Here is a 15,145-nt window from a genome sequence, read left to right on the forward strand (position 1 = left end):
TAGGGAGATAGCTTTGCGTTTTTTACCCGTAAACTTCAATACCATGATGGTTGAACTAAATGGATTGGCAGAAACACTGGCATTGCTGGATTCATTGAATGTGGAGCCAGTCTTGGGGATTGAAGAAGTTATCCCGGCCGCAAGGACGCTGATGATCCGCTTTAGGCCGATAAAAATATCAGCCCAGCAATTGGCAGCAGAAATTGGTAGCCGTGACTTGCAGGAACGTCGCTATGTGGCGGGAAAACAGGTAGAGATCCCCGTGCATTACAATGGTGACGATCTTGCTGTTGTTGCTGAAACATTAGGCATTTCTGTTCAGGAAGTGATCCTCTGCCACACCGAAAATGAATATACCGTGGCTTTTACCGGATTTGCTCCCGGTTTTGCTTACATGGTGTCGGAAACTTCTCAGTGGGATATTCCCCGTAGGAAAACGCCAAGGACACGAATTCCGGCTGGAGCTGTTGCGCTTGCTGGGGAGTTTAGCAGTGTTTATCCGCAGGCAAGCCCTGGTGGCTGGCAACTTATCGGTATAACAACCGAGCGAATGTGGGATCTTTCGCGTCCATCACCGGCTTTATTGCAACCAGGCTATCGCGTTAATTTTCGGGATGCTGGTCATCTTCCTGCAACGGTGAGTTTACCGAAACATACGCCCGAAAATAGAACCTCGTTGCCCGAGGATTGTTGCCATTTAGAAATTTTGTCTGTTGGATTGCAAACTTTATTTCAAGATTTGGGGCGTATTGGGCAATCAGGAGCAGGGGTTTCAGGATCTGGGGCGATGGACAAAAGTGCTTTGCGCAGTGCAAATCGCATTGTTGGTAATCCAACCGATCAAGCTTGTCTGGAAATCGTACAGGGCGGATTCAAAACACAAGCGCACGGGCAGATGTTGGTTGCAATAACAGGTGCGCCTTGTCCAATAGAGATAAAGACCCCACCAGGGGACATTATCAATGTAAATACTTACCAACCCATCGATTTGAACGATGGCGACGAAATATCACTTGGTACTCCTGCTGCCGGTATGCGTTCTTATTTGTCTGTACGTGGCGGTTTTGCTATTCCTGCTGTCTTATCCAGCCATTCATTCGATACTTTGTCCAATATTGGGCCTGCGCCGTTGAAGGTACATGACAAACTGGGAATTCGCCATCCATTGCACAGTACTGCGGTATCTTGTTCTGAAACAGCAGTGTTTGATATGCCGAATAAAGATGCCATTGTGGAATTAGACGTGATACTTGGGCCTCGTACTGATTGGTTTACGCAAGAAGCCATCGAATTATTGAGCAAGCAGGTTTGGCAAGTGACACCTCAATCCAACCGCATTGGGCTTCGATTAAATGGTGAGTGTTCACTCTCTCGGATTAAGACACAGGAGCTACCTAGCGAAGGCACTTGTGCGGGGGCAATTCAAATTCTGGCCAGCGGGCAGCCTGTATTATTTTTGGCTGACCACCCACTGACGGGAGGATACCCAGTTATCGCTTCAGTGGCAGATTATCACCTTGATCTGGCAGGCCAGATCCCTGTTAACGCCAAAATTCGCTTTAATCCCATCAGCCAATTCCATGAAATTCAAGGGAGCAAATATTTCCTATGAATACCATTCCTATAAGTACTATTTCTACGGGCACTACTGCGAATATTGCAGACGATACAGAAAAGAATGAGCTTAAGCAGGCATCCTCAAATAAAACCAAGAAAGTGTTGATCGCTAACCGTGGTGAAATCGCTGTCCGTATTATTCGTGCTTGCCGTGATTATGGAATACAGACAATAGCCGTTTATGCGGATGCTGATATTCATGCCCAGCATGTGCAATTGGCTGATGAAGCGTATAGTTTGGGAGGAAATAGCCCCACCGAAACTTACCTCAATATTCCTCGCATACTGACGATAGCGCAGCAGTCAGGGGCAACGATGATACACCCCGGCTATGGTTTTCTGTCTGAAAGGTCAGAATTTGCCCGAGCTGTCATTGAGGCGGGGATAATTTGGATTGGGCCGAATCCTGACACGATTGATGAGCTTGGCGATAAGGTAAAGGCGCGTAAACTTGCCCAGAAAGTGGGTGCACCTTTGGTGGTTGGCACGGCAGAACCTGTAAACGATGTACAGGAAGTTGTCGATTTTGCGGAAAAACATGGTTTGCCGATCGCCATTAAAGCCGCATTTGGCGGAGGTGGCCGAGGTTTGAAAGTGGCTTGGCGACAGGATGAAGTTATCGAACTTTATCACTCGGCAGTACGCGAAGCGACGGCAGCATTCGGGCGAGGAGAATGCTTTATTGAACAATTTTTGGATAAACCCCGTCACATAGAAGCACAAGTGATTGCAGATAAACAGGGCCACGTAGTTGTACTTGGAACCCGTGATTGCTCTTTGCAGCGTCGCAATCAGAAACTGGTGGAAGAAGCTCCGGCTCCATTCCTAACGCAGGAGCAAACAGAACGCATTTATCAGTCTGCAAAAGCTATTTGCGCAGAAGCTAATTATGTGGGAGCAGGCACGGTAGAATTTTTGCTAAGTGCTGATGGCACGCTCTCTTTTTTGGAAGTAAATACTCGCTTGCAAGTTGAGCATCCGGTCACGGAAGAAACCACAGGCATTGACTTGGTGATCGAACAATTACGAATAGCAGAAGGTTATCCGCTGAGTATTCAAGAAACACCGAAGCCTAGGGGACATTCCTTTGAATTCCGCATTAATGCGGAAGATGCCGGTAAAGGCTTTTTACCAACATCTGGCACTATCAATGAATTTATTCCGCCTTCAGGCCCTGGTATTCGATTGGATTCAGGCGTGATAACGGGTTCTACTGTTCCGGCTACATTTGACTCATTGATGGCGAAATTAATCGTTACAGGAGCAACGCGCGAACAAGCTATTTCCCGCGCCCGTCGGGCATTGCAGGAATTCAAAATTCAGGGGGTGGCATCGGTGCTACCGTTTCATCAAGCTGTGATGGAACACGATGATTTTATTTCCAGCGATGAATTTCATGTCCATACCCGTTGGATAGAAACAGATTTTGCTAATGAACTACAAAGCTTGCCTCGCCAGCCTGCCACGGCAGATAAAAGTATCACCCGTACATTTATTGAGATCGACGGCCGAAGGCATGAATTGGGGTTGCCGTCGGATTTATTGGCGGGGTTAACACAGCTTGTTCCTTCAAGTGAGCACTCACTTTCCCAGACGCAGCCAGTGGCAAAGGAAGGTGAACTGACAGATCCTCGTCGGGTAAAAGCACCTATTTCCGGCATATTGCATTCATGGTTAATTGATGAAGGCAAGCAAGTGAATAACGGTGATGTTATTGCGGTGATGGAAGCGATGAAAATGGAAATACAAATCAGCGCTCATTGTTCGGGAAAAATCACATTTTGTGCGCAAGCGGGAGATTATCTGGAAGCAGAAAGCATACTGGCTAATATTGAGTAGCAAAAATTTTTTGAATAATTAGCAAAATCCGCCGTAAACCCTCGTCCAGTGCGGGCGGGGATATCAGGTGAAAAGTCCGAAGGGCTTTAAAGATCAATCAGGCACTGACTGACTCTGAACGTAAGCTCTCAGCGTTTCAATTGTGGCTCCTCCGGCGCTACAGACGAAGTAAGATCTCGACCCGAACAGACCTGTTTTGCTTTGCATCCGAAGCTGAGTATGTTGCTGGCGCAGCAGACGCGACGAGACGGATTTTAAATTATTGACCATCACGCCTGACTGCCAGCTTTGGCGGATAAGCCACCAAAAGGTGTACAGGGTCTGATTCTCCCTCCATCTCCGGTATTTCGCACTCAAGTTTTGCTGCAGCAGAACCGAATGCCTCATGTCATTGCGCTATCATTCGTCCGTCAAAGCGCTTCCTGCGGGACTTTGCCGTAAGAATCAGATGCACAACCCGCTTGCTGACGCTGTGTTTTTTTCGGAGAAAACCTGCCAGTCATCCATGTTGATGACGCAATGGATATATCCTTTTAACCGGTTAAAATAAATGAACTCTACCCATGAGCGCTGACTATGTTAAGAGCCACAAAAGTACGCCTATATCCGACACCGGAACAGGCAGAATATCTGAATGCCCAGTTCGGTGCAGTACGTTTCGCGTACAACAAGGCTCTGCACATTAAAAAACACATTTACAAACACAATGGAATGAGTTTAAGTCCCGCAAAGATCTCAAACCTCTGCTATCTGTAGTTAAAAAATCCCGCCAATACGGGTGGCTAAAAGAATATGATCCCATCGCGTTGCAACAAGCGGTGATCCATCTTGATGTGGCTTTTTCCTACTTCTTCAACCCAAAACTGAAAGCCGGTTTTCCTACATTCAAAAGTAAACAGTCGAGCTACCATTGCGTTGGGGTAAAAGTGTTTAGACGCGATAAACAAAAGGAAGGGTATCAATCGGCCAATTTGCAATAAAATGCGTACTGTTTTTATACCCAAGAAATTTCGAGATCCAGCGTGACAGAGGGGAAGCCAATCCTTGGGACATAGGTAACTAAGCACTGGTGAATTTGGGTTGATAAGATTGATTTGAAAAATTTTTTCGCTATGAACCGTTAAAGTTAATTGCATTTACAATCTAAATGTAAATAATAATGCGTCTCAATAATATCTATCTCCGAAAAAAATGACAAAAATCACTAAAATTTACGCAACGCTGGCCAAAAATGGCTTGTGTGCTCCTTTGATGTCAGCATCTATGTTGACTGCTCTTATTTCCAGCAACGCACTAGCAACCACAGAAAACAAAATCCAAAAATCGAATACGACTGGCGACACCATTGTTGTTATTGCAAGTAACAATGCAGAACAAGATGGTGGGAAAATTGGCCGTAACGAAATCAAAGTCAGACAGGCACAAAGTGTCGGCGAAATTTTAAAGAATGTACCGGGCGTACAAGCCGGCCATCCTAGCGCTTTGGGACAGCGTTTCAAAATCCGGGGCATGGATGATCAATTCATCAACGTAACAGTTGATGGTGCAAGACAAGAGGGTTATCACTTCCATCATGCTGGAAACTACAGCATAGATCCTGAAATGCTCAAGCAAGTTGATATTAATGTTGGTACAAACAGTATTACCTATGATACTGGTGCCCTTGGTGGAGCATTAAAATTTGAGACCGTTGATGCCAGTGATTTATTAGAAGCGGATCAATTATTTGGCGCAAAAGGCAAATTAAGCTACGTCAGTAATGGCTCTGAATTCCAGCAATCTTTAGCTGCCTATGGAAGATTGGGGGCAGTTGATTTATTGGGTTACTTTAACCATCGCAATATGGGTGATGCTAAAACGGGCAGAGATAATCTCGGGAGAGAATCAATTCCTACCGATGGGAAATTGGTTAACTACTTAGTAAAATCAAAGTTTAATCTGACTGATGAGCAATATATCAATGTATCAAAAGAGCATTATAAAAATGATGCAGATACGAATTTCAGATTGAATTTTGGCCCTGATGTAAATAAAGGAAAAAAAGCGAAGTACGCTTCAGAGCGCGATGCTTACAATATTTCTTATCGATATGTACCTGTCGATAATGACTTAATTGATTTAAAAATTTCTGCTTATCATACAGAACAAAGCTTCACTCATATGAAAGAAGTTAATGGTCCAGGTAAGGGATTTGACAGTATTGTTGAAACCCAGGGGATCAGGGCGCGCAATGTTTCTAGATTTGACACTCAGAAGCTTTTCCATACCTTAACTTATGGATATGAGTATTTTGATACCCGAATGGCGTACACTGATGAAGCAGAAAATATACGCAAAAAAGCAGTGGAAGCAGGGAAATCATCATCTATTTATCTGGAAGATGACATTCAGTTAGCTGATTTCCATATTATTCCGGGCGTCAGATGGGATCACTACCAATACAATACGATTAATAAAAAGAATGAGCCTTTTGAGAGAACATATTCCCACTTTTCAAAAGCCCTTGGTTTGAAATACGAACTTGGTGCGTCAACAACATTATTTACCAACTATACTGAACTTTTCAGAGGCCCATTGGGTAAAGAGATTGGTATGGGGCCAAGCAACCAAAATGCCAACTTAACAGCCACAACGGGTTACAACATAGAAACGGGTGCGGCGGGAACATATCCTAATGTTTTTGCTGAAAATGACTCATTTACTGTCATTGGTAAAGTATTCCAGACCAATTTCAAAAATCTGGCTACCACGTTAGCCAAGAGTGAACTTCATAATATTCCTAAATCTAGATTGGAAGGGTTTGAATTATCAACCAAATATCAATTGAATAACCTGTCTTTAAGGGCGACTTATGCCAAAGCGGACAATAAGATCCTTAAAGGTAATGAGTTGTTTGACAAAAGACGAGAATTTACCCCGACTATAGGTGATTCCTTCACTATCGGTGGAAGTTATTTATTTGATAAAATTGATATTGAACTTGGTTGGAACTCCCGGTTTATCCGCGCTACAGACGCAAAAGGGACTGATAGCGGTAAAATTGTAACTATACATAAACCTGGCTATGGCATCAGTGATGCATATATTTCCTGGGCACCGAAATCTGGTTCATGGAAAAATACAGAAATTCAGCTTGGTATCGATAATATCTTTGATAAACGTTACAACGAGCAGTCTTATTACCTGAATACTTATAAGGGACAAGAAGAGAAAGGACGCGCTTATAAAGCCACTATTTCTTATAAATTCTAAGGAACTTGCTTTAATTTTTAGTAAAAAGTCTGCGGTTCGACCGCAGACTTCAGGTTACTGACAAAGTGCTGGTTTTTTTATCCGGCACTTTGCTTTAATCAAATTCCGTTCAGCAGACGGCGCGTGCCACCGTGTTAAGAAAGAATACTTGTTCCTCCTGCCAGAGAAATTAGTTTGAGCTGTGGGGTAAAAACGTTCATAAACGGCGGAAAGAAATGATAGACGCCGTTCTACGGATGCGAAATAACATCAGTATGCGTTTCACTCTAACAGTATGATATTTTTGTGCTTATTGAAAATAATGTTGCAGGGAATAGAAACGCACCGCCGATCACCTGTACTGCCTGAGCCGCAATAATGACTTCTGGGCGCCAGTCAAGCCCACCTATCAAGGATGAAATCGCATATAGCCAGAGAGCCGTAATGAACATTCTCCTCTGGCCTAACAGGTCGGTTGCCCGGCCACCAAAAAGTAGAAATCCACCACAAAATACGGTGTATGCACTCACAACCCATTGTAATGTTTGTTCTGAAAAACCAAGACCTTTGCCAATTTCAGGTAATGCGACAAAAACAATATTGATATCCAATGATTTTCAAGATGCAGCCAATAAGGCCGCATCTTGAAAGACAGCAGGCATACCGCAATTACAACGTAAATACCCCAATAACAGCAACAACACTCAAAATAGCCGCCGCACCATAAAATACCCACTTACTGGCAGGGATATGAACTTGCAGATCGTGCATCCCGTGGTGGATGCGGTGCAATCCACACCATAATGGCAGGCTTATCATCAACAACAAAAAGATGCGGCCGACAAAACTTTGGCAGAATGTCAAAATCCGCTCATAAGAAAGCGCTTCTGGTGCCAGACCGAGCGGCAGCAAAATTCCCAGCAACAAAATAATGGCAGGGCCAACAATGGCGCTCCACATGCCACCGGCACCAAACAGCCCCCAGAAAATTGGTTCGTCGGAACGTTTAGGTACTTGATTCATCAGATCCTCCTTGGGGGTTATAGACATAGTGCAACGCCGAGAATCGCGGCAGTCGCGATAATTGTGACAGCCCACAATAGCTTGATAATTGGCCCGGGTGCCATTTTTTCATTTTTGACAATGATATTGAGTGCTTTGGGTGCCAGTTCAAACCAAGTTTTCGTGTGCAGCAAAGCCGCCAGCAGGGTAATGATATTTATCAGCAGTACAGCCGGGTTTTGCAGGAAAGAGACAAAACCCGCCCAGCTTTCAGGGCCATTTTTCAGGGCAAACAGACCGTAAAGTACCAGCAGGCTGAACCACACCGTCGGAACAGATGTCCCTTCACGCAGCATATAAAAGCGATAAAAACCCAGTTTACGCCACCAATTGGTTTCCATGCCGCGCACATAGGGTTTGCGTTTGGTTGTCATTGATTTTTCCTCCCTTATTGTGGTTTCAGCATAGAGATAAGGAAATCTTTGGCGCTTTCAGCTTTGCTTTGCTGGATGGCACCGGCCGGGTCAACATGTTTCGGGCAGACTTCAGAGCAATAACCCACGAAAGTACAAGACCAAACCCCGTTATCGCTGTTGATTTGTGGCATACGCTCTTTCTTGCCATTATCGCGGTTATCAAGGTTGTAACGATGTGCCAGAGTGATCGCTGCAGGCCCGATGAATTCAGGATTCAGGCCAAATTGGGGGCAAGCGGCATAACAGAGGCCACAATTGATACACCCCGAGAATTGATGATATTTCGCCATTTGGGCAGGGGTCTGCACGTTCGGGCCATCAACCGGTTTGCGATCATTGCCGATGATGTAAGGCTTGATGGCTTCCAGGCTCTCAATGAAGTGCGTCATGTCGACAACCAAATCCCGTTCAATCGGGAAATTGCCCAGCGCTTCAACTTTCATGCCTTGTGGATATTCCCGCAGAAAGGTTTTACAGGCCAGTTTAGGGACGCGGTTCACCATCATGCCGCAGGAGCCACAGATAGCCATTCGGCACGACCAGCGGTAAGAAAGATCAGGCGCCAAGTTATCCTTAATGTAGCCCAATGCATCCAACAGTGAAGTTTGCTCATCGTAAGGAACTTCATAAGTGGTGAAATAAGGCTCACTATCCACTTCGGGGTTATAGCGCATGACTTCCATTTTCAGGTTTTTCATCTCAGTCATTCGCTTTCTCCTTCTGTTTTTTCTCTTGCGCTGCCGCTTCACCGCCGTATACGCGCTTCGCTGGTTGAGATTTAGTGATCTTCACATCACTGTATTCCAGACGGGGGGCACCTTCAGGCGTGTAAAAAGCCAGTGTATGCTTCAAGAAATTCTCATCGTCACGTTCGGTACAACCTTCATCAAGGCGCTGGTGGGCACCACGTGATTCTCTGCGGTTGAGCGCTGAATGGGCCATACACTCAGCAACATCCAAACCAAAGCCCAGCTCAATAGTGTAAAGCAGGTCAGTATTGAATACACTGGAGCGGTCGCTGATTCCGATATGTTTGAAGCGTTCTTTTAATTCGGCAATTTTGTCGATGGTTTTCTGCATCAGTTCTGGTGTACGGTAAATACCGCAGCCTTCTTCCATGGACGTTCCCAGCTCATCACGGATTTTGGCCCAGCTTTCACCGCCTTTCTGGTTCAAGAGATTATTGAGCTTCTCCTCGATATCGCGGGTTTGGGCATTCAGGGTGCTATCATTGGCAGGGGTAGCTTCCTGAATATGCCTGACGGCTTCTTCACCCGCCAGACGACCAAAGACAACCAGCTCTGCCAGAGAGTTGGAACCGAGGCGATTTGCGCCATGCAGTCCGACAGAAGAACATTCCCCGATAGCGAATAACCCTTTGATGCGAGTTTCACATTGCTGATCGGTTTCGATTCCGCCCATGGTGTAATGTGCGGTCGGACGGACGGGAATGGGTTCTTTGACAGGATCAACTCCCACATAGGCTTTTGCCAGCTCACAAATAAAGGGCAGGCGTTCGAGGAGTTTTTTCTCGCCCAAATGACGTAAATCCAGATGCACAACATCACCCCGTGGGGTGGCGATGGTACGTCCGGCGCGCCATTCATGCCAGAAAGCCTGAGAAACTTTATCGCGTGGGCCTAATTCCATGTATTTGTTTTCAGGGTGTCCGAGAGGTGTTTCTGGCCCTAAGCCATAATCTTGCAGATAGCGATAGCCATCTTTATTCACCAAAATACCGCCTTCACCGCGGCAGCCTTCAGTCATCAAAATACCGGAGCCGGGAAGACCGGTTGGGTGATATTGCACAAATTCCATATCACGCAATGGTACACCGTGGCGGAATGCCATGCCCATTCCATCACCGGTGACAATACCACCGTTGGTATTGTAACGATAGACACGCCCGGCACCGCCGGTGGCCATAATCACGGCATTGGCACGGATCTGAACTTTCGTTCCTTCCATCATATTCAATGCCACCAAACCACGGGCTTGCCCTTCATCAACTAAAATATCGAGCACAAAATGTTCATCAAAACGCTGGATCTGGGGGTATTTCAGGGAAGTCTGGAACAATGTATGCAGCATATGAAAGCCGGTCTTATCCGCGGCAAACCAGGTGCGTTCAATTTTCATGCCTCCAAAACGACGGACATTGATGGAACCATCTTCTTTGCGGCTCCATGGGCAACCCCATTGTTCCAGTTGGATCATTTCGGTCGGGCAATGCTTGACGAAATACTCAACCACATCTTGTTCACACAGCCAGTCCCCGCCAGACACGGTATCGTTAAAGTGAAAATCATAAGAATCTTGGGACTGGGTGACTGCGGCTGATCCGCCTTCTGCGGCCACAGTGTGGCTGCGCATAGGATACACTTTTGAGATCAAAGCAATCTTGAGCTGGGGATTAGCTTCAGCAGCAGCAATGGCTGCTCGTAGCCCTGCGCCACCAGCTCCGATAATCGCTAGGTCGACATTGATGGTTTGCACTGCGCTTCTCCGTTGTTCAAGTGAGGATAAAAAAATAAATAAAAATAAAATGTTAAGTTGACTATCTCTTACTGGTTATATTGTTTCATTGTAGCTAATAATATGGCGGTTAAATTTGATCTGAATGTGGGTTTTGTAGGGTTTTGCTGGTAAAAGTTGATCTGAGGCATGTTTTTATGTATTTCACCTTTTGAGTGAAAAGTTACTTATCAAATTTTTTAATGTAAAATGCAAACATATTATTGTGATTAATGGACGTGATGTTATTGGAGCAAACATCCACAATTAATATAAAATTTAAGGTACTTATTAAATTAATAATGTCATATACCTTTGTGATATGTTTAAGTTGAATATATTGCATGAATTTTTTTGAATAAATATATCAATATATATAATAATGGTTTGATTTAATGGTTTTAATAGATGTTATTAATCAGGTGGTTGGGTTATTTTTGCGTGTAAAGACAACAAGAAAAATTATATATATTTTGATTATATGTTTGTTTTTTGATTAATGGCATTGGTGATTTTTTGATCTGCTTGATGTATGATTCCCCTAAAATAAATAAAGGGGGTTTTAAAAAAACATATATTTTAAGATAATCATAAATAAATGTTTTTATATCTTTTTTATATAGCGTATTACCCACCATAAAAAATGATTAAAGTTTATTGTTATTTAACAGGTGACTATATGAATATTAAAGATAAATCAGATTTAGTTGATACATCAAAATTGAATGACAAAAATGAAGTTGAAGTAACTTATAACAGTGTAAAAATTTACAGGTTGCAGATTTATCAGATTCAGGATCAGGCTAGGAATGATCAGATTAGGGTCACGCTTAATGATTCAAGACATGGGTATATTTTTTTTGAATTTAAGTATCCTTCTGAGCAGATGAGGGGACTTGCAACATATGCAGGGTTACTGGACTCTTTAGCCACAGGTAAATCAGTATCATTATTTGCCGATGCCTATCATGGTACTCCCTTTGTTGGTTATATTTCAGGCGTTGACATCTATTATAAATAAGAGGGTTTAAAAAAATATATATTAAGATAATCACAGATAAATATTTTTATATCTTTTTTATATAGCGTATTACCACCATAAAAAATGATTAAAGTTTATTGTTATTTAACAGGTGACTATATGAATATTAAAGATAAATCAGATTTAGTTGATACATCAAAACTAAATGATAAAAATGAAGTTGAAGCAACTTATAGCAGTGTAAAAATTTACAGGTTGCAGATTTATCAGATTCAGGATCAGGCTAGAAATGATCAGATTAGGGTCACTCTTAATGATTCAGTACATGGGTATATTTTTTTTGAATTTAAGTATCCTTCTGAGCAGATGAGGGGACTTGCAACATATGAAGGGTTACTGGACTCTTTAGCCACAGGTAAACCAGTATCATTATTTGCCGATGCCTATCAAGGTACTCCCTTCGTCGGCTATATTTCAGGCGTTGACATCTATTAGTTTTGAGTTCATAGCTCACTTATTTATTATAGGAATAATCATATGAACAATAATGATAAATCAATGTCAAATGATATGGCACAAAATAAGATTACAGTTCTTCGTAATGTAAAAATTAACCGACTTAGAACTGATTATTTAAATAATAATCTTTTTGTGGAAGTTACAAGTCCAGCATTCTCTGGAATGCGCGTATATATTTTGGCATATGCGGATTATAGTATAAGTGGAACTGGAATATATCTCGCATTATTGGAAGCGCTAAAAAATAGAAATAGGTATATTACGTCATTAAGAGTTGGAGGTAATCCACCTACACCTGCAGTAGGTTACATTTCAGGTATTATGATTGAGGTAAAAGGTACACCACCCGATCCACACCCTCCCTGGTGATCAATATCTTATTTGGGTTTAAGATGAGGTTAGCTTTTCTCTTGTTTATTACATCTATTATCTTTGATTCCAGATCGTACCTTTTGGTACTTGGGCACGGAGGCCCATGTTAATTAATGGAACTACGACGGAATTCTTACAGTCCCTCTATAAATATTAAATTAATCTAATTTTTATAATTCCTTTTTATTCTCATGCTGACATTTAATAATTTGTCTCTAACAAAATCAGAAAAATGTTTAACAAAACTTTATATTTTATGTCTTATGATTTTCCATATAGAGATAAAGGATACTCTGTCTACTTGCATTGCAGAAAATGGCAGGAGTGAATGCGTTCGCCCATTGAGTGTTGAAAATTTGTCTGGTGGCCTTGATACGGGTAAACTGCACGTTTTGTTTTATTTTGGAGTCGCAGGAACATGAACGAAGTCGCGAATTGGCAGCCAAGTGCCCCTATCGCTAATTTATTGAAAAGGGCAGAAATTCTGGCAGAAATACGGCGCTTCTTCGCAGATCGTGGGGTGTTGGAGATTGAAACACCTGCGATGAGTCAGGCTACTGTCACCGACGTTCATCTGGTTCCTTTCCAGACTGAATTTGTCGGGCCGGGAGCGGCAGATGGCTTGACCTTGTACTTAATGACTAGCCCCGAATACCATATGAAGCGCTTATTGGCGGCGGGCAGTGGCTCCATCTATCAGATGGGAAAAAGTTTCCGCAATGAAGAGGCGGGTCGCCATCACAACCCAGAGTTCACGATGCTGGAATGGTATCGCCCGCATTACGATATGTACCGCTTGATGAATGAAGTTGATGATCTGTTGCAACAAGTTTTGGATTGTGAAAGTGCCGAATCGCTTTCCTACCAACAAGCATTCATCCGTTATCTGAATACTGATCCGCTGACAGCCAGTAAAGAGAAATTGCGAGAAGTCGCGGCGAAACTCGATCTCAGTAATATCGCAGATCAAGAAGAGGATCGGGATACCCTGCTGCAATTGCTTTTTGTGATGGGCGTGGAACCGCAAATCGGCATTGAAAAACCGACGTTTATTTACCACTTTCCTGCTTCACAGGCGGCATTGGCCAAAATCAGCAAAGAAGATCACCGTGTTGCGGAACGTTTTGAAGTCTATTTTAAAGGCATGGAATTGGCGAACGGTTTTCATGAACTGACCGATAGCCACGAACAGCGTTTGCGTTTCGATCAGGACAACCGTAAACGTGAAGCCATGGGGCTGCCTGTTCAGCCAATAGATGAATACCTGCTGGAAGCACTTGCACACGGTCTGCCAGATTGTTCTGGTGTTGCACTCGGTGTGGATCGCCTGATTATGCTGGCACTGGGTGCTGAGCGGATTAGTGAGGTGATTGCATTTCCTGTGGGGATCTCGTAATGATGATCAGGGCAGCTTTGGGCTGCCCTTGACAATGCTTTCTGATTATTTGTGTTCGTGCTGTTTTTCCAAAAATTTCACCGCTAAATCAGGGAAATCAGTGAATGCACCGTCGACATTGGCTTTGTCGAAAACGATATCAAACAACTGATTGCCGCTGGCGGCATATTTTGGCAATTGGTCGATGCGGATAGTATAAGGGTGGACGACCAGATGGCTGGCGTGCGCCTCTTTGACCATCCCGGTTAATTTGATGTTGTTTGGCGTTGAGTTACCGTCGATAAGCATGTGGTAATCAGGGCCAATCCCATCGGCATATTTTGCCACTTCTTTCATGGCTCCCGGTTTAAACATCCACTCATAGCTATAGTTTTGCCAAGTGCCATCAGGTTTTTGTTCGTAAGTTTCATTCCAGTCAGTATAGGCGATAAGCTGAACCAGTTTCAGATCCATGCCCAGTTTTGGCTCCAGCTCATTTTTGATGCGTTTCAGCTCATTGGCATCAAAGCATTGCAAATAAACGTTATCGCTTTTTTTGGTATAGCCATATTGTTTCAGAACTTCCAGCACCTTGGTGGTGATATCCTTGCCTTCCTGACGATGGAACCATGGTGCTTTTATTTCAGGGTAGATACCAATATTCTTGCCGGTTGATTTATTCAGACCCTGAATAAACTCCAATTCTTCCTGAAAAGTATGGATGTGGAAGTCAGATTTTCCCATCGGAAAACGGTTGGGATAGCTTTGGATTTTTTTGCCATCCTGAATGTCAAAACCTTCGGTGAATTTCAATGACCTGATTTCTGGCAGGGTAAAGTCGATGGCGTAATAGCGGCCGTCAGCGCGGGCACGATCAGGAAAACGCTCTGCGACATCCGTTACGCGGTCAAGATAATGGTCGTGCAGTACGATAAGTTCATTATCTTTGGTCATAACCAGATCTTGTTCCAGATAATCAGCACCCTGAGCATAAGCCATGGCTTTGGCTGGCAATGTGTGTTCAGGTAAATAGCCACTGGCACCACGGTGTGCGATGACAATTTTATCTGCTGCATGTGCAATGCCTGATATTGACGATGCCAACAGAATGCCAGCCATAATTGTCTTGATCGGGGTTTGCATCAGGATTCTCCATTATTTTTTAATAAAAATCTTAAACAAAAATGATGTTATGTTTTGCATGGTCGACTTTTTGTC

At 43.5% G+C, this 15,145-nt stretch carries 13 protein-coding genes and 2 pseudogenes; 8 read left to right on the top strand and 7 right to left on the bottom strand.

The genetic code is table 11. From position 1 onward, the window contains the following. Nucleotides 1–13: 13 nt before the first annotated feature. Both Xsze_RS06195 and Xsze_RS06200 read left to right on the top strand, forming a co-directional pair. Nucleotides 14–1,612, top strand: a complete 1,599-nt coding sequence (locus tag Xsze_RS06195; RefSeq protein WP_038241215.1) for a 5-oxoprolinase subunit B/C family protein — start codon at nt 14–16, stop codon at nt 1,610–1,612. Further along, the gene (locus tag Xsze_RS06200) at nt 1,609–3,456 is read left to right on the top strand and encodes an ATP-binding protein (RefSeq protein WP_084616370.1); all 1,848 of its coding nucleotides are present in this window, start codon (nt 1,609–1,611) and stop codon (nt 3,454–3,456) included. The genes Xsze_RS06195 and Xsze_RS06200 overlap by 4 nt, the downstream gene beginning before the upstream one ends. A 93-nt stretch (nt 3,457–3,549) precedes the next feature. Here the strand turns inward: Xsze_RS06200 and tnpA are convergent. Further along, nucleotides 3,550–3,955 (bottom strand): annotated as a pseudogene (gene tnpA, locus Xsze_RS06205) (IS200/IS605 family transposase). Nucleotides 3,956–4,032: 77 nt separating this feature from the next. Here tnpA and Xsze_RS22375 point away from each other — a divergent pair. After that, a pseudogene (locus tag Xsze_RS22375) lies at nt 4,033–4,352 on the top strand (helix-turn-helix domain-containing protein); the annotation flags it as partial. Nucleotides 4,353–4,647: 295 nt separating this feature from the next. Next, a complete protein-coding gene (locus Xsze_RS06220) occupies nt 4,648–6,708 on the top strand; it encodes a TonB-dependent receptor domain-containing protein (protein ID WP_038241210.1) in 2,061 nt (686 codons plus the stop codon). A gap of 266 nt (nt 6,709–6,974) precedes the next feature. Here the strand turns inward: Xsze_RS06220 and Xsze_RS06225 are convergent, their stop codons facing one another. Genes Xsze_RS06225 through frdA form a run of 5 tightly spaced genes read right to left on the bottom strand, consistent with a single transcriptional unit; the run spans nt 6,975 to nt 10,661 of the window. Continuing rightward, entirely contained in the window at nt 6,975–7,298 is a 324-nt protein-coding gene (locus tag Xsze_RS06225) for an MFS transporter (protein WP_038241208.1), read from the bottom strand. Between the two features lie 58 nt (nt 7,299–7,356). Continuing rightward, nucleotides 7,357–7,710, bottom strand: coding sequence for a fumarate reductase subunit FrdD (gene frdD / locus Xsze_RS06230; protein WP_038241207.1), 354 nt, complete (start codon nt 7,708–7,710; stop codon nt 7,357–7,359). Nucleotides 7,711–7,727: 17 nt separating this feature from the next. Further along, entirely contained in the window at nt 7,728–8,123 is a 396-nt protein-coding gene (frdC, locus tag Xsze_RS06235; RefSeq protein WP_038241206.1) for a fumarate reductase subunit FrdC, read from the bottom strand. Nucleotides 8,124–8,137: 14 nt separating this feature from the next. Then, on the bottom strand, nt 8,138–8,872 hold the full coding sequence (locus Xsze_RS06240; RefSeq protein ID WP_038241204.1) for a succinate dehydrogenase/fumarate reductase iron-sulfur subunit: 735 nt from the start codon (nt 8,870–8,872) through the stop codon (nt 8,138–8,140). Next, on the bottom strand, nt 8,865–10,661 hold the full coding sequence (gene frdA, locus Xsze_RS06245; protein WP_038241203.1) for a fumarate reductase (quinol) flavoprotein subunit: 1,797 nt from the start codon (nt 10,659–10,661) through the stop codon (nt 8,865–8,867). Before frdA ends, Xsze_RS06240 begins: the two co-directional genes overlap by 8 nt. A 697-nt stretch (nt 10,662–11,358) precedes the next feature. On the opposite strand from frdA, the gene Xsze_RS06250 reads away from it, so the two are divergent. The 4 genes from Xsze_RS06250 (at nt 11,359) to epmA (ending at nt 13,948) form a co-directional block, all read left to right on the top strand. Further along, nucleotides 11,359–11,700 carry a hypothetical protein gene (locus tag Xsze_RS06250; RefSeq protein ID WP_099138729.1) on the top strand — a complete coding sequence of 114 codons (342 nt, stop codon included), beginning with the start codon at nt 11,359–11,361 and terminating at the stop codon, nt 11,698–11,700. 120 nt (nt 11,701–11,820) lie between these two features. Beyond that, nucleotides 11,821–12,156: a hypothetical protein gene (locus tag Xsze_RS06255; RefSeq protein WP_099138730.1), complete on the top strand. Its 336-nt coding sequence runs from the start codon at nt 11,821–11,823 to the stop codon at nt 12,154–12,156. A gap of 42 nt (nt 12,157–12,198) precedes the next feature. Then, complete coding sequence (locus Xsze_RS06260) at nt 12,199–12,549, top strand: hypothetical protein (RefSeq protein WP_038240742.1); 351 nt, start codon at nt 12,199–12,201, stop codon at nt 12,547–12,549. A 421-nt stretch (nt 12,550–12,970) separates the two neighbouring features. Continuing rightward, nucleotides 12,971–13,948, top strand: coding sequence for an elongation factor P--(R)-beta-lysine ligase (gene epmA / locus Xsze_RS06265; RefSeq protein ID WP_038240741.1), 978 nt, complete (start codon nt 12,971–12,973; stop codon nt 13,946–13,948). 45 nt (nt 13,949–13,993) lie between these two features. Here epmA and glpQ read toward each other — a convergent pair whose 3' ends face one another. Beyond that, on the bottom strand, nt 13,994–15,070 hold the full coding sequence (glpQ, locus tag Xsze_RS06270; RefSeq protein WP_038240740.1) for a glycerophosphodiester phosphodiesterase: 1,077 nt from the start codon (nt 15,068–15,070) through the stop codon (nt 13,994–13,996). Nucleotides 15,071–15,145: the final 75 nt, after the last annotated feature.

It is taken from the genome of Xenorhabdus szentirmaii DSM 16338, from assembly GCF_002632585.1.
Lineage (GTDB): Bacteria > Pseudomonadota > Gammaproteobacteria > Enterobacterales > Enterobacteriaceae > Xenorhabdus > Xenorhabdus szentirmaii.

What these genes read in the sequence shown, in the direction of transcription:
- Xsze_RS06200 (WP_084616370.1), top strand. Translation starts at nt 1,609, where the DNA reads ATGAATACCATTCCTATAAGTACTATTTCTACGGGCACTACTGCGAAT.
- Xsze_RS06220 (WP_038241210.1), top strand. Translation starts at nt 4,648, where the DNA reads ATGACAAAAATCACTAAAATTTACGCAACGCTGGCCAAAAATGGCTTG.
- frdD (WP_038241207.1), bottom strand. Translation starts at nt 7,710, where the DNA reads ATGAATCAAGTACCTAAACGTTCCGACGAACCAATTTTCTGGGGGCTG.
- frdC (WP_038241206.1), bottom strand. Translation starts at nt 8,123, where the DNA reads ATGACAACCAAACGCAAACCCTATGTGCGCGGCATGGAAACCAATTGG.
- Xsze_RS06240 (WP_038241204.1), bottom strand. Translation starts at nt 8,872, where the DNA reads ATGACTGAGATGAAAAACCTGAAAATGGAAGTCATGCGCTATAACCCC.
- Xsze_RS06250 (WP_099138729.1), top strand. Translation starts at nt 11,359, where the DNA reads ATGAATATTAAAGATAAATCAGATTTAGTTGATACATCAAAATTGAAT.
- Xsze_RS06255 (WP_099138730.1), top strand. Translation starts at nt 11,821, where the DNA reads ATGAATATTAAAGATAAATCAGATTTAGTTGATACATCAAAACTAAAT.
- Xsze_RS06260 (WP_038240742.1), top strand. Translation starts at nt 12,199, where the DNA reads ATGAACAATAATGATAAATCAATGTCAAATGATATGGCACAAAATAAG.
- epmA (WP_038240741.1), top strand. Translation starts at nt 12,971, where the DNA reads ATGAACGAAGTCGCGAATTGGCAGCCAAGTGCCCCTATCGCTAATTTA.
- glpQ (WP_038240740.1), bottom strand. Translation starts at nt 15,070, where the DNA reads ATGCAAACCCCGATCAAGACAATTATGGCTGGCATTCTGTTGGCATCG.